Annotated in this window: 9 protein-coding genes; 6 read left to right on the top strand and 3 right to left on the bottom strand. The window is 44.8% G+C overall.

The features are described from left to right. The first annotated feature begins 64 nt into the window (after positions 1–64). Positions 65–6,028: a SpaA isopeptide-forming pilin-related protein gene (locus ACFVP7_RS19945; protein WP_396582776.1), complete on the top strand. Its 5,964-nt coding sequence runs from the start codon at positions 65–67 to the stop codon at positions 6,026–6,028. 103 nt (positions 6,029–6,131) lie between these two features. Beyond that, complete coding sequence (locus tag ACFVP7_RS19940) at positions 6,132–6,770, top strand: class A sortase (protein WP_174242821.1); 639 nt, start codon at positions 6,132–6,134, stop codon at positions 6,768–6,770. Positions 6,771–6,894: 124 nt separating this feature from the next. Here the strand turns inward: ACFVP7_RS19940 and ACFVP7_RS19935 are convergent, their stop codons facing one another. Continuing rightward, positions 6,895–7,305: a YwpF-like family protein gene (locus ACFVP7_RS19935; RefSeq protein ID WP_003227794.1), complete on the bottom strand. Its 411-nt coding sequence runs from the start codon at positions 7,303–7,305 to the stop codon at positions 6,895–6,897. Positions 7,306–7,479: 174 nt separating this feature from the next. Here ACFVP7_RS19935 and ywpG point away from each other — a divergent pair, with 174 nt between their 5' ends. From ywpG to ywpJ, 4 genes are all read left to right on the top strand, one after another. Continuing rightward, positions 7,480–7,863: a DynA interaction protein YwpG gene (gene ywpG, locus ACFVP7_RS19930; protein ID WP_003227796.1), complete on the top strand. Its 384-nt coding sequence runs from the start codon at positions 7,480–7,482 to the stop codon at positions 7,861–7,863. Positions 7,864–7,939: 76 nt separating this feature from the next. Then, positions 7,940–8,281, top strand: a complete 342-nt coding sequence (gene ssbB, locus ACFVP7_RS19925) for a single-stranded DNA-binding protein SsbB (protein ID WP_014478203.1) — start codon at positions 7,940–7,942, stop codon at positions 8,279–8,281. A gap of 224 nt (positions 8,282–8,505) precedes the next feature. Then, complete coding sequence (gene glcR / locus ACFVP7_RS19920) at positions 8,506–9,282, top strand: transcriptional regulator GlcR (RefSeq protein ID WP_038829852.1); 777 nt, start codon at positions 8,506–8,508, stop codon at positions 9,280–9,282. Positions 9,283–9,287: 5 nt separating this feature from the next. After that, a complete protein-coding gene (gene ywpJ / locus ACFVP7_RS19915; RefSeq protein ID WP_070547927.1) occupies positions 9,288–10,145 on the top strand; it encodes a phosphatase YwpJ in 858 nt (285 codons plus the stop codon). Between the two features lie 125 nt (positions 10,146–10,270). Here ywpJ and ACFVP7_RS19910 read toward each other — a convergent pair whose 3' ends face one another. Then, complete coding sequence (locus ACFVP7_RS19910) at positions 10,271–13,039, bottom strand: DEAD/DEAH box helicase (RefSeq protein WP_021480779.1); 2,769 nt, start codon at positions 13,037–13,039, stop codon at positions 10,271–10,273. Beyond that, positions 13,026–14,636: an SWIM zinc finger family protein gene (locus ACFVP7_RS19905; RefSeq protein WP_396582772.1), complete on the bottom strand. Its 1,611-nt coding sequence runs from the start codon at positions 14,634–14,636 to the stop codon at positions 13,026–13,028. Before ACFVP7_RS19905 ends, ACFVP7_RS19910 begins: the two co-directional genes overlap by 14 nt. Between the last annotated feature and the right edge of the window lie 20 nt (positions 14,637–14,656).

Here is a 14,656-nt window from a genome sequence, read left to right as displayed (position 1 = left end):
GATGTTATGGTCTCGCGGATCAATCGGCAAGTGAAAGATAGATAAGAAAGGGAGGAATGAAAAGTTGAGAACGAGGAGTTTTCCCTTAGGGCTGAAAAAAAGCGGGCGGATCGTTATGATCATAAGCCTTGCCATCTTTTTCTTCTTCAGCCAGATCGCCAGCTATACTCTTACAGCACAGGCTGTGGACGTAACGTCAAGTGACAGCCAATTCTTCGATTCGGTAACAGTTAAGGACGCCAAGGGCCAGATTGTTGACGGATCAAAAGGAAACAAACCGGCACTAACACCGGGGGACGAAGTGAAACTGACATATGAATGGTCATTGAAAAAAGACAAAAAAGCAGATAGCGAACAGGATATCAATGTGGAGATACCTAAACGCTTTACATTTGATAAAGGTGCAGAAGGTGAGATCAAATCTGCTGATCAGGTCATCGGCAGCTATCAAGTGCCGGCGGGCAGCAGCACCATGACAGTAAAATTAACAACTGCATCCACGGATTCTCCTGATGCCAAGGGGACCATTACACTGCCAGCTAAGTTTACTGCAGATGTAAAAGGCGATGAACATACAGCAGCAGCCCTTTTTCAGCTAGGGGGAGGCAAAACCCAGCAGGTGATCATTCCTGTTAAGAAAGAGGAGACACCAGATGCCGAGGCGGAAGAGCCAAAAAACGACTCTTCTGATACTGCGGGTGATCAGGAAGGGAAAGATGACAAACCTGCACCTTCAGTCAGCAAGGATCAAAAAGAGGAAGAACAGCAGCCGTCAGATGACGCTAAGAGCGGCGAAGCCTCTAAGAGTGATGATTCAAAAAAAGTGTCATCCTCAAGTCAATCAGCTTTCAAAAGCTTGCAAACTGAAGAAAAACAAATCACGCAAAATATTTTAACTGGCGTGACGTTGACGGACGAAAACGGAAAGCCATATGACAAGGGCAATCGCGCCAATACGAATTCTCCGGTGAAAATTTCAATTGATTGGGCCATTCCCGACAATTTAGGAAAAACAATCAATGCCGGCGATAAATATGAATTTGATTTGCCTAAAGAATTTATTATGCATAATGACATTGTGAACCTGCCTTTAAGCGCCGGAGACACCACATACGGGACATTTTCTATTGATACGAACGGACATGTGGTAATGACATTTAACGGCGAGGTAAAAGACAGTTCTAATGTCAAAGGCACATTGGTTATCAATACGCAGTTCAACGAGAAAAAAATAACGGGTTCGACAACACAAAAGATCCCATTTCCTGTGAATGCCGATACTCCTGAAACAACAGTTTATTTTAAACCCAATGTGAGTAAAACCATTGATAAATCAGGTGTGCTGGATAAAGGCATCAACCCTGGTAAAGTAACATGGACGGTCGATGTCAATAAAAAGTTGGATCAAGTCAAAAATGCCAAACTCACGGAAAGCCTTCCAGATGGCGTAATCTACCGTTCAGTTAAAGTGTATGAACTCAATGTGAACATTGATGGTTCTGTCAGCAGAGGAAATGAAGTTTCTTCCGGCTACAGTGTTGATTCAAAAGGAAATGTCACATTTGACGGGACAATTGATTCAGCATACCGCCTTGTATACGAAACCGACATTGACAATAGTGCGAAGCCGAGTGAAGGCGGAAATGTAACGCTGACGAACAAGGCGGCATTCAGCGGAGACAACCTGGAACCCATTTCTGCCGAAGCTACTGTTGCAGCCAAATATGGAAAAATGATCGCGAAATCATCGACCGGCTATGATGGAGAATCTCAAACATTCAGCTGGGCTCTTTCATACAATTACGGTGAGAAACAGATCGACCAATCCAAGGCCAGCATTAAAGATGCTTTTGGAACTGGCGATTTGCATCTTGTGAAAGATTCTTTGAAGGTTATTCCTATTACCTTTGGACAGAACGGCAGCGAGCAAGCGGGAACGCCTTTAAAGGAAGGCGAGGACTATACGCTGATCGATAATGGAAGCGGATTTGAAGTCAAATTTAATAAAACCATTACCAGCGCGTACAAAATCACATATCAAACAAAGGTCAACAGCGGAGTGATCATTGATAAATCGACAACATACACCAACAGCGTTGTGACCGGAACAGGGGATTCAAAAGAGGCTTCCGGAATAGCCATTCAGCAAAACCTCATCAAAGGATATTCAAACGTAGATTATGAGAAGAAGACGGCTGATTGGACGATTACAGTTAATAAAAATAAATACTTGATGAACAATTGGACTTTGGATGATCAATTCGAAAGCGGCGGATTGGTACTGATTGATGAATCGTTCAAGCTTCAAGACACAACGAACAACAAAACATTGCAGAAAGACAAAGACTACACGTTAATAAAAAAACCGGATCATAAAGGCTTTACTTTGGCATTGATCGGGGATTATGCAAAAACAGACAGTCAATTTAAGATCACTTATACGACAACGTTCAATGCCGATTATTCTAACGAAAGCGTTAAGAATACAGCTCAGTCGACATGGACTGATCAAAACGGCAATGAGCGCACGAATAAGGTATCAAGCGGTTTTACGCCGAATCATCAGACTTCAAATAATGGTTTCAAAAACGGCTCATATAACGCGGTTTCAAAGGAAATCACGTGGAAAATCGGCGTCAACTATAACGGCGAGCCGACGAAAAACCCTTATATCAAAGATGCCATAACAGATCCTCAGCGATTTGTGCCGGGTTCCGTTGTCGTTAAGAGTTATACGATCAATAAAAACGGCTCGATCACAGAAGGAGACGCACTTGATCCTTCCAAGTATGATGTCGAAGAGCCTTCTGCAAAAAATGAACGCACGCTGACGGTACACCTTAAAACAGGCGATTCTGTACCATATCTGATTGAGTTTAAGACATCACTCAAAGGACAGGTCATTGATCAGAATCAGTACACAAACAAGGCAACCTACTATAATGACGGTTATGCAGACCGCACACTGACGGGCTCTGTTTCAGTTACGAACGGAGGAAGTCTGGTTTTCAAAGGTGGTAAACAAAATGGAAGCTATATCGATTGGAACATCAATGTCAACTCCAGCCAATCAACGCTGGATGATGTAAAAGTTACTGATACGCCGGATGAAAATCAAATATTAGATGCGGATTCTTTTAAAGTGTATCAAGCAAAATATGATGAAAACGGAGTGGTCAAAGACAGCAGCGGAAATCTGACTGCGGGAGATGTCGAGCTTCAAAAAGACAAAGATTACACGTTAGACATCAAAACTGACAATACAACAGGTGAACAATCGTTTGACCTGAAATTCATAGGCAGCTATAAACAAATTGACCGCGCCTATGTGATCAAATACCGGTCACTGATTAACATAGCCGGCACGAGCGGCCATGTTAAAAATAAGGTGTCCATTTCAGGAACAAATGTGAAGGAGCAGACTCAAGAAAACAGCAGCTCGATCTTTGTTGCCATTTCAAGCGGCGACGGTTCCGGATCCGGAGAAAAAGGAAGCCTGACGATTTTTAAGACTGGAGAGGACGATAAAGCTCTTGAAGGAGCAGAATTCCAGTTATGGTCTGAGGACTCCAAACAGCTCCTCCGCACTGGTACGACGGATGCCGGCGGGAAGCTTACATTCGGAAATATTCGCTACGGTTCCTATGTATTAAAAGAAGTCAAAGCGCCTGACGGATATACCATCAGTGATGCTTATGCAAAAGGAGTCTCTGTTAAGATAGACAGCAACTCCTCCAAGACAGGAGCGCTGCACAAAGTCATAAATCAACAGAACAAGGTGACGCTTATCAAACAAGACGAACAAAACAATCCTTTGGCGGGTGCTGTTTTCAAGCTGGAGAAAAAATCAAATGACGGCACCTATACTCTCATACGAACAGATATAAAATCTGATAAAAACGGAAAAGTAGAAATGAACGGTTTGCCGGCGGGCTACTATCGCTTGACAGAAACACAAGCTCCTGAAGGCTTTATCGTAAATACAAAAGCGATTCACTTCTCAGTCGCAAAGAATGAAAAGAATCAAGTGTCTGACGTTAATTTAGGGAAAATGACCAACTATCAAGGAAAAGTCTCACTGACGAAGGAGAATGCTGAAGGCCAGAAACTTGAAGGCGCAGTATTCAACATTGTCGATCAAGATGGAAAGGTCGTTCAAGAGAAGCTGACTTCAGATAAAGACGGTAAAATCGAGGCTTCGGGTCTTGCGCCGGGACGCTACGCCTTTGTGGAAATAAAAGCGCCAGCCGGCTATATGCTGAATACAAAGAAAAAAGAATTTACCATCTCAGAATCTGCAGCAGGAAAGCCTGAAGCCGCAGATGCCGGAATCGCCGTTAACGATAAAGGCTCTGTTGAGCTGACGAAGGAAGATGCCGATGGCCAGAAGCTTGAAGGAGCCGTCTTTAAGATTATCGACAAGGAAGGTAATACGGTTCAAGAAGGACTGACCTCAGATAAAAATGGGAAAGTCGCAGCTTCAGGCCTTGCACCGGGACACTACGCTTTTGTTGAAACAAAAGCGCCAGCGGGCTATGTGCTGAATACAGAGAAAATTGAGTTTGAGATCTCTGATTCCTCTGAAGGAAAGCCTGAAGCTACAGATGCCGGGATCGCTACTAACCATAAAGGCTCCGTTGAGTTGACGAAGGAAAATGCTGAAGGCAAGAAGCTTGAAGGTGCAGTTTTCAACATTGTCGACGAGGAAGGAAATACGGTTCAAGAAGAGCTGACTTCCGATAAAGATGGAAAAGTAAAGGCTTCGGGCCTTGCGCCGGGACGTTACGCCTTTGTTGAAACGAAAGCGCCAGCCGGTTATGTGCTGAACACGGAGAAAATAGAGTTTACCATCTCAGAATCTGCAGCAGGAAAGCCTGAAGCCGCAGATGCCGGGATCGCCGTGAACTATCAAGGATCGGTTCAGCTGATGAAGGAAGATCAAGATGGAAATGGCTTGGCAGGCGCGGTATTCAAAATCACGGACAGCAATGGGAAAACAGTGAGAGACGATCTAGTCTCAAAAGAAGGCGGCAAAATTGAAGTTGACGGGTTAGCGCCGGGAAGCTATCAATTTATCGAAAAACAGGCGCCAGATGGATATCTTTTATCCGAAAAGCCAGTGTCATTCACCATTAAAGCAGAATATGGCGGCAAACCTGAGCAAGTGAAAGCAACAGCGGTTAATACGAAGAACCTTGTTGTCCTCACCAAAGTGGATCAGCATGATCAGCATAAAGTTCTGCAAGGTGCGGAGTTCAATTTGACAGATGCCAACGGCAAAGTGCTGAAGTCCGGTTTGGTTACCGATGACAAAGGACAAATCACGGTGCACGGCCTTAAAGCTGGCGAATATCAGTTTGTTGAAACAAAAGCGCCTAAAGATTATGAGTTGGACCAAACTCCTATATCGTTCAAGATCACAAACACAGACACGAAAACAGTCGAAATCACCGCGGAAAACATATTGGCACCAGGTGACGTAAATGTGAAAAAAGTGGATCAAGACGATAAAAATACCGTTTTGGAGGGCGCTGAATTCAAGTTATTGGACGAAAGCGGCAAGCCTGTAAAAACTGACGGGTATGGAAAAGAGCTTTCTGAACTCTGGGAAACAGATCAAAATGGGCAGTTCACTGTAAAAGGCCTTGCGCCGGGAAGCTACCAATTGATTGAAACGAAGGCTCCCGAAGGTTATAAACTTGACGAAACACCGATTGAATTCACAATTGAAAAAGGACAGTCAAAAGCTGTTGAGATCGTAGTTTCTAATCAAAAAGTGAGAACACCAGCGCCTGATAAACATGATCATCCTGATAAACCTGCACCGGGTGGAAATGGAAAAGATGATGGAGATCATCCGAATACCAATGGTACAGATGGCAGCTCGGATGGTCAGTCGAACACAGACAAAACCCTTCCAAAAACCGGAGATACAGACAGCATGCTGACAGCAATGATCGGTATCCTGCTGCTTATGGCAGGCGGAGGCTTAGCTGTTGCCTCAAGAAAGAAACAAAGAAAAGGATAAAGTTGAAGGCACCTGATCATCGAAGAATCGATCAGGTGCTTTTTTGAAAAGTGAAAGTGACACGGAGCGTTTTTAGAAGGATGTATAAGAAAGGGTTTTTTGCATGTACAAGAAAATGATCATTACGGTGTTCATCCTTTTCGGACTGCTGCTGATCTCTTCTCCTTATATCAAAGGTGGAATTATAGCTTATCTTAGCAAAAGCCAGAGTGAATCGGCCTTAACTGTGGAGCAGCTGAAAAAAAATAATGAGAGAGAAGCGGAATATGAATTTGATTCAATCGAGCCGCCTGAGTTGATGGATGCTGTAAAGGCCGGCTTTAATCACGATCAAAAAGCGGTTATCGGGCGGATCACAATTAAAAGTGTCGATCTGGAGCTTCCGATCGTAAAAGGCACAACCAATGAAAATCTTTTGATAGGGGCGGCAACAATGCGCCCGGATCAAAAAATGGGTGAGGGAAATTATCCGTTGGCGGGCCATCATTTGAAGCAAAAGAATCTTCTGTTCGGACCTCTGGAAAATATAAAAACAGGTGCCCAAATTGTCATCACGGATTTTAAAAAGGATTATATCTATTCTGTAACATCTAAAGATATCATATCGGAAATGGATGCAGATGTAATTGAGGAGACAAACAAAAAAGAGATTACGCTAATCACATGTGACAAGGCTGTCAAAACTGAAGGGCGCCTTGTTGTGAAAGGGGAATTGGTTGATTCTTTTGGCCATACAAATTAAATATGGAAAAGAAAAGCTGCCGTTTAAAACGGCAGCTTTTTTCATGCAGAACATATCTATTCTAAATGTTTATTGTGATGCTCTTCGGTTCTGTGTCTGTTTTGGGGAACATGCCCCCTCGTATTTATAACTTTTGTTTAAATGCCTCAATGAGTTTTGTTCCTGTATAGCCCTCTTTTACAAGGGACTCGAGAATGGTTTCAGTGCCCTGCTGTTTTCTTGTGACCATTTGTCCGTAGAGTAAAACCTGAATGCTTTCTTCCAGCTTGACGATATTTTTCACTGCTGCTGTCAGCTGGGCGGGGCGATTGCTTTTTTTCGTGATCGTTACAAATACTTTGGCTTCAGATTGACTGTTTTGAAGCTGTTCAAAAAAAGACAGATGTTCTTTCTGTACAAGCGCCTCAATCAGCCAGTGATTTTCACCGTCTTCTTTATTTATAATCAGTCCGTCAATAAGGGGAAACTGTTCAATTGATTGTTCTTCCTTGTCCACTCGTTCCACATTCAGGTCAACCAGTTTAAAGGTTTTCATTTCTTCTCACCCCGATTACTTCCAAAGTTTTCTTGCCTTCCATTATAACATAAACGTTTTCGAGGAAAAAGTTCTGCAATGTTGGGGCTAAAGAATTTTGTATGAGCGAAACATTTAATAATTTCTATTTTTTCATTATACTGTAACTGACTATGGATTACGGAGAGATGTGGTATGAATCAATTTCGTTTAAAAGAAATTTATATTGACGGCGTTCCTTCTGAAAGTCATTTGATTCAAAAGGAAGTAACATATATGTTAAGCCGTAAAGAAGTGTTTGAGGTTCATCTGAACAAAAAAGGAAGAATAAGTTTTTTATACGAAACACAAGATGGCATGGAGCAGTATAAAATCAAGCTGTCAATGCCGGAAAAAAAATTGAGCTTTCAGTGGTTTGCGTGGGATGGCTCTTCCTATGTGCGCATGAATACGCAAAACTGGCTGACAAAGCAAATCTTTTTCCGTTTTTTAAAAAGTACATATTTCTTCAAAGGAAAAAAGCAAAAGATGTTTTTAGCTGAAGGAAAAATGAAAACGAAAGATAAAAACAGAGGCTGAAAGCCATTTTTAAGCGTTTTTCTTTTCTTGTTGCATCATTTACAATACATACAACCGCAAGGAGAGGAGGAATCGCATGTTCAATCAGGTCATGCTTGTCGGACGTCTTACAAAAGATCCTGATCTTCGCTACACTTCCGCCGGTGCGGCAGTTGCACATGTTACGCTCGCGGTGAACCGCAGCTTCAAGAATGCTTCAGGTGAAATCGAAGCGGATTACGTCAATTGCACACTTTGGAGAAAAACAGCTGAAAACACGGCGTTGTATTGCCAAAAAGGTTCTCTCGTCGGCGTAAGCGGACGGATTCAGACAAGAAGCTATGAAAACGCGGAAGGCGTTAACGTGTATGTAACAGAAGTGTTGGCTGACACTGTTCGTTTTATGGACCCTAAACCCCGGGAAAAAGCTGCTGATTGACACCCCCTGCTCCTCCCGTTATCTATCCATTCACTATTATCCGGATCTCCGCATCATCCCCTCAAAATTGACCAGTCGACCAGACTGGTTCTTTCTTTTTGTCCACTTAGGAAAAATTGGTTCTCTCGACGCATTTTTACTTAAAATCACTTATTAATATTGAATAAAATTAAATGAAAACTTATAATTACTTATAAATGATTGCTAAGAAAAGGAATGAGGGCGTGTACCAAGAAGAAAGATTAGTAGCGATTTTGGATTTTTTAAAACAGCATAACCGAATTACAACGGAGCAGATCTGTACGCTCCTGCAAGTGTCAAGGGATACAGCACGACGAGATCTTGTGAAACTTGAGGAACAGAATGCCATCATCCGCACAAGAGGCGGCGCCATTTTGCCGACTGTGCATCAGAAAATTCAAAGCTATTCCGGCCGCCTGAAAACAGTGTCTGAGGAAAAAAATAAGATCGGCAGGCTTGCAGCATCGCTTATTCATGATGGTGACCGGGTGATTTTAGACGCCTCTACAACTGTTCAGGCATGTGCAAAGCATTTGAATGCGGTTGATTGTACGGTAATCACCAATTCGATTAATCTTGCGGATGTGCTGTCCGATAAAGAGGGAATTGAAATTTATCTGCTGGGAGGCAAGCTGGAAAAGGAGCACCGCTTTCTGTACGGGTCCTCTGTGATTGAAAAGCTCTCAAGCTACCATGTTGATAAAGCGCTGATTGGTGTGGTCGGTATTTCCGAACATGGCATTACAATTGCGCATGAAGAGGATGGCATGGTGAAGCAGAAAATGATACAGCAGGCAAAGCAGGTCATCGCGCTTGCAGATCATTCGAAGCTGGGCAGCACCAGTTTTTATCAGTATGCGGAGCTGAATGAAATCGACCTTTTGATTACAGACAGGCTGCCGAATCAGGCATTTTGTGACTTGCTTGACCGAAACGGCGTTGAGCTTCTCGTGACAGAGCAGGATGAAGGAAAGGACTGACAAACGTGAAATTAATTGCGATTGATTTAGATGGAACCTTACTCAACAGCAAGCATCAGGTAAGCTTGGAAAATGAAAACGCACTGCGGCAGGCGCAGCTGGACGGCATTGAAGTGGTGGTGTCAACTGGGCGCGCTCATTTTGACGTCATGTCAATCTTTGAACCGCTGGGGATCAAAACATGGGTCATCAGTGCAAACGGCGCCGTCATTCACGATCCCGACGGCAGGCTTTATCATCACGAAACGATTGATAAGAAACGGGCGTATGACATTCTCTCATGGCTTGAGTCGGAAAACTATTATTATGAGGTATTCACAGGTTCAGCGATTTATACACCGCAAAACGGCAGAGAACTTCTTGATGTTGAGCTCGACAGATTCAGAAGCGCAAATCCGGAAGCGGATCTTTCTGTCCTTAAGCAGGCGGCCGAGGTGCAATACAGCCAATCGGGCTTTGCTTACATTAACTCCTTTCAAGAGCTGTTTGAAGCCGATCAGCCAATCGATTTTTATAATATTCTCGGCTTTTCTTTCTTCAAAGAAAAGCTTGAGGCAGGCTGGAAAAGATATGAGCATGCCGAAGATTTGACGCTTGTCAGTTCGGCTGAGCACAACTTTGAGCTTTCTTCCCGAAAAGCTTCCAAGGGGCAGGCGCTGAAGAGGCTTGCAAAACAGCTGAATATTCCGCTCGAGGAAACCGCGGCTGTAGGTGACAGTTTAAATGACAAATCGATGCTGGAGGCTGCGGGAAAAGGTGTAGCGATGGGCAATGCCCGGGAAGACATCAAATCGATAGCCGATGCTGTCACCTTAACCAATGACGAACATGGTGTCGCACATATGATGAAACATTTGTTGTAAGTATATGTGCTGCCAAAAAAGCGCACCCTGTTGATAACCGGCGTAACGGATTTTTTGGAAATTCGGCGTGACGGCTATGAACGGAAAAAAGCTGGCTCTTTTAGAGCCAGCTTTTTTAGTCATGATTATTGCGCTGTAGCGCTTAATGTAAACAGTTCTTCGAGCTCCTGTGTGGAAAGCTCGGTAATCCAGTTTTCACTTTGGATAATTTGATCGTTCAGGGTTTGCTTGGATTCAAGCATGACATCAATTTTTTCTTCGATTGTTCCCGTCGTAATCATTTTATGAACGTGGACAAAGCGCTCCTGGCCTATGCGGTATGCACGGTCAGTCGCTTGATTTTCAACCGCCGGGTTCCACCATCTGTCATAATGGATGACGTGATTGGCGGCGGTCAAATTAAGTCCGGTGCCTCCAGCTTTGAGTGAAAGAATCAGTGTCGGATATTCTTTCCTTTGAAATTTCTCAACGAGTGTATCCCGCTCTTGCTTGGAGAGACTCCCATTTAAAAATTGCACAGGTTCCCCGAACGTTTTTTCAAGCAGCCGCTTCATCATGTTCCCCATCTGAATGTATTGCGTGAAAATCAGGCAGCTTTCGTTTTGGGCGCGGATCGCTGTCATCAGTTCCAGCAATTTTTCGAGCTTGACTGATCTGCCGGCCAGCAGCTCGGTTTGCTCTTCCTTTAAATAAAGCGCGGGATGATCGCATATTTGCTTGAGCCGTCCAAGCATGCTGAGGATCAGCGCTTTTCGCTGCATGCCGGTCAGGGATGTCATATGGTCAAAAGTGTCTTTGACGAGCTGCTCATAAAGGGATGCCTGCTCGGCTGACAGCGGGATAAATTCTTTTTCTTCCAGCTTCTCAGGAAGATTAAGCGCGACCTCTTCATCCCGTTTCGTCCGGCGGAGAAGGAATGGCCGGATTAATTGCTGAAGCTGTCCGATTCTCTTTTCGTCCCGGTCTTTTTCGATCGGCAGCACATAGCGTTTATGGAAGCCGGTCAAACTGCCGAGGTAGCCTTTATTCATGAAGTCAAAAATAGACCACAGCTCCGTCAGTCGGTTTTCCATCGGCGTGCCGCTCAGCGCGATATGGTGGAGCCCCTTCAGCTTCCTGATTGCGCGTGATTGCTTCGTATGCGCGTTTTTAATATTTTGCGCTTCATCAAGGCAGATCGTGTTCCATGTCACAGAAGAAAGCTCTTCAGTATCGGCATGTGACAGTCCATATGAAGTGAGCACCACGTCTGCGTTTTCATAATGCGCGGCGAAATCATCACCCTTTGGCCGGCGCGGCCCATAATGGAGCGCGACAGACAGATCAGGGGCAAAGGTTTGAAGCTCCCGCTGCCAGTTGCCAAGTACGGATGTCGGCGCAATAATCAAATGAGGCGTTTTTTGCCGGCCTATTTCCTTCACGTGAAGGAAATAGGCAATCATTTGAATCGTTTTCCCAAGCCCCATATCGTCAGCCAGACAGGCGCCAAAACCGCTTTCCCGCAGAAACAGCAGCCAGTTCATGCCGTATTTCTGATAAGGGCGGAGCGTTCCTTTGAAAGAAGGACTGACTTCGTGCTCCGGCAGGTTTTCCGCGGCAGTGAGCTTTCGAATTAGTGACCTGAGCTGTTTAGACAGATCAAACTGAATGCCGGCGAACGCGGATGTATCAATCAGATCCGAATCCTCAAGTCCGCCATCCTGCTGATCCATTAGCTCACGCGCCAGAATATCAGACATGTGGAGTCCCTCTGATTCTGCTTTTTCCATCAGGCGTTTCATCTGTTTGATAAACTGCGGATCGATTTTAACCCATTGCCCGCGGATATTAACAAGGCGCCTGTTGCTGGCGACAAGCTCATTAAATTCAGCCTCAGTCAGTTCAATTCCATTTGTAGCAAACCGCCAGTTGAAATCAAGCAGTGCATTCATGCCGACAAATGACTCGCCTCGCGGGGAGGACGACACTTTTGCTTTCAGCATCATGTTGCTGTCTCTGACAATCTGCCACCAGGACGGCAGGAGGATTTCTACCCCCATATCGACAAGCGTCTCACTTGCTTCTGACAGGAAGATCCAGGCTTCTTCCTCCGAGATCAGCGTTGTCCCGGAATCAAACGACAGCCACGGAACCGTTCTGTGAAAGCGGTCCTGCTCACGCGCGATTTTATCGCTGTACGCCTGCCACGATTTTTTGAGGCTTTTCAGTCCGTCAAAGAATTCTACAGCGCCGCTCTTTTTATCGCGTAAAAACATCTCGATCTTCCATTCGTCTCCGTCAAAGTCCGGTTCATTTAAGCGCAAGCCGACAGTAAATGGAGATTGGTCGTCAATCCAGCCAATGCCTTCCAGAAAATCCTCTTCATCAAGAAAATGGCCGCGGAATGACGTAACCGCAGGCGATTTCTCCTTGATATGTTCCCATTTCTCCCGCAGTTCATCGTCGTATTGGATGTAATCCTGTACGGCAGCGGAAAACCATTCCGCAGTAAAGCCCTCCAGTATATTATCGCGGTCCTTCCAGCGAAAAACACCGTTTGTCCATGCGTCATAGTCAGGCATAAAATCGCCGTCCGCGATAAATTCATAGATGGTCGATGCCGCCTCGATCAGCGGCTCCGTTTCTTCTGTAAGCTGCACGGAGCTGAATGAGTTGAACGAGTTTTTGCCGAGAAGCTCTACAGTCATCCATGGAGATAGCAGGACAGCAGTCGTCCCGATGAAGCTGACATCCTCTAGAAAGGTTCCGTAAAATGAGGATTCATGCCATTGGAACAAATGCTTTTTCATATGGCTGTAGGGAAGAGGCTGCTCATTCTCATCAAAGGCTGAGAGCGTAAATGACCCATCTTCCATTTGTTCGACGTGGATGAGAATTTCTTTAAGACTCGCCATCAATCAACTTTCCTTTCTGCAGTTCTTCTTGAAGCGCACGCAGGCGCTTGTAATGCGAGCTCAGTAGCTGAATATACCGCTCCCACACCTTCTGCTTTTTCGCTTTTTTGTACAGGGTGCGCAATTTTTTCAAATACCGGGCGGCTTCCTTGTACGAGCTGCGGTTCTTCTGATCAATGAAAAAAGCCACTTCTCTATGGTAAGCCGGTATAAGCGCCTCAGGGTCGCTCGCTGCAATTTCCTTGAGTATCATTTTATCCATTTCATTGATGGAAAAGCCGACAAGGCTATGAATTTCAATCCACTCGGCATAGCGTTTTTTCTCATATAAATGATGGCTGTATTCTGTGAACGTATACGGCAGACAGCCCGCGGCAAAGCGCTCAAACAGCGCTTGATCATTGGTTTGCTTCACATAGGCATTCAACAGAAGGAACAGCTCGCCGATCACATCGCGAATCTCTTTAAACGGCTTATCCAGCTTCGTATAACCCATCGCAATTGGTTCAATTTGCTGGTACCATATTTTAAGCCGTTTCCAGTCCTTCTTGGCAGTCATTTCACTCAGCCATTGGAACGTATAAGGGAGCGCTTCCGGCGGGAATTGATCCGCTTCCTCAAAAATAACGTCATCATTTTTTTGCAGGAATTCCAAATGCAGGCGCCCGAATTGCAATTCGGGAGAAAAACGCCGTCCTGCTTCTTTTTTCAATATCTCCTGTTCGCGTGCCACCCATTTTGGCCGCGACAGCAGCGCACTCCAAATTTCACCGAAGACGCGGATGCGTTCATATTGGAAAAATTCTTCTTTCAGCAGCAAAGGTCGGATAACATCCGGTGTTTTATCCAAAAACGGATCAAGCGCAAAAGACAGCGCGTACGTTTTTAATTTATCAATAGAGCTGTAGATTGTATCCATCAGCTGTTCAACGTACGGATTGAGGGAATAAAAATCTTGTTCGGGGTTCAGCTTGCCCGCTTCAATCAATGTGAACATGCGAAGCCAAACCGCAATCGCGGAATGAATCTGGTACAGGCTTTTCAGCTCCGGCTTGTTCGGCGCATGTTTTTTTAATGCGGACAGGTAGCCGTAATAGAGGCCCTGCATGTTTTGGCTGCCTTCTGGCGTACGTGCCTGCCAGAGAGAAAACTCTGAATCAAAAAAAGCAAGCCAGCTTGAAAGCGATTCTTCATTCGGCAGCACCTTTTCCTGAAACTGGCGGCGGACGAGCTCTTTGCTTTCCTCAAGCTTTTCCCTCTCGAGCCAATACTCTGTAAAAGTACCCACTCGCTCGAACATTGCATATACATATAAAAACACAGCCAGCATATGGCGGCAGATTCTTCCGGACGGACATGAACAGCCGCTTTTGACTATGACAAACAAGTTCAATGTGACCCGCACAGGCACAACATCCTGCACGTAAGCCGTAACTTCCGTCGGACTCACTGCTTGTAAACGATAGACTGAATCCTGCCGATATAAAATAAGGGCTTTTTTGATCAGCTGAACATTTTCCTCATTGTAAGGAAGAAGTTCTTTTAACTGTTCAGCAGATGCCAGCACATCGTCTTTGGAAATCATATTCTGAAGCATGATTATCGCTCCTAACCGAG

The organism is Bacillus sp. SG20033, from assembly GCF_044570195.1.
GTDB classification, from domain to species: Bacteria; Bacillota; Bacilli; order Bacillales; family Bacillaceae; genus Bacillus; species Bacillus subtilis.
This window is presented reverse-complemented; position numbering and strand designations above follow the sequence as displayed.